The organism is Streptomyces sp. AC627_RSS907 (assembly GCF_019049165.1).
Genome location: NZ_JAGMUE010000470.1, coordinates 1 through 614, shown reverse-complemented (window position 1 = coordinate 614; position 614 = coordinate 1). Strand labels below are relative to the sequence as shown.

The window sequence follows — 614 nt, the reverse complement described above, 5'->3', positions numbered from 1 at the left end:
GCCAGCTCCTCCGCGCCGAGCGTGGCACGCCCGGCCAGCGGGTGGCCCAGCGGTACGGCGAGCAACTGCGGCTGCCGCGAGAAGACGGACCCGATCACGAGGTCGGGCTCCGCCACCGGCAGGCAGACGATCGCGGCGTCCACGTCGCCGCGCCGCACGGCGCCGAACGGGTCGGCCAGCGGTATCTCCACCGGCGCCACCTCGCAGTGCGGGTGGCGCTCGCGGAAGGCGCTGAGCGCCCCCATCACGCGCTCGTCGGCCGAGCCGAGGAAGCCCACCCGCAGCGTGCCCTCAAGGCCGCCCCGGGCGCTGGCGCGGGCCCGCTCCACCGTGGCGCGCAGCGCCTCGTAGCTGGGCCGCAGCTCGGACAGGAAGCCCTCGCCGAGCGGGGTGAGGGACACCCGGCGGCTGGTGCGCTCCAACAGGCGCCCCCCGATCCGACGTTCCAGGGCGCCGAGCAACTGACTGACCCGGCTCTGCGACACGTACAGCCGCTCGGCGGCCCGGCCGAAGTGCAGCTCCTCGCTCAGCACCAGGAAGCACTCCAGCTCCCGGATCTCCACGCCGCTCATGCCAAGCCCTCCTCGCGCGGGCCCGTGCCGCCCGTCCTCCCG

General features: G+C 75.7%; 1 protein-coding gene. It reads right to left on the bottom strand.

Annotated elements, in window-relative coordinates; translation table 11 throughout:
- Window positions 1-572, bottom strand: a 572-nt coding sequence (locus KUM32_RS36510; RefSeq protein WP_217146187.1) for a LysR family transcriptional regulator, incomplete at its 3' end; no start/stop codon positions are given.
- Window positions 573-614: the final 42 nt, after the last annotated feature.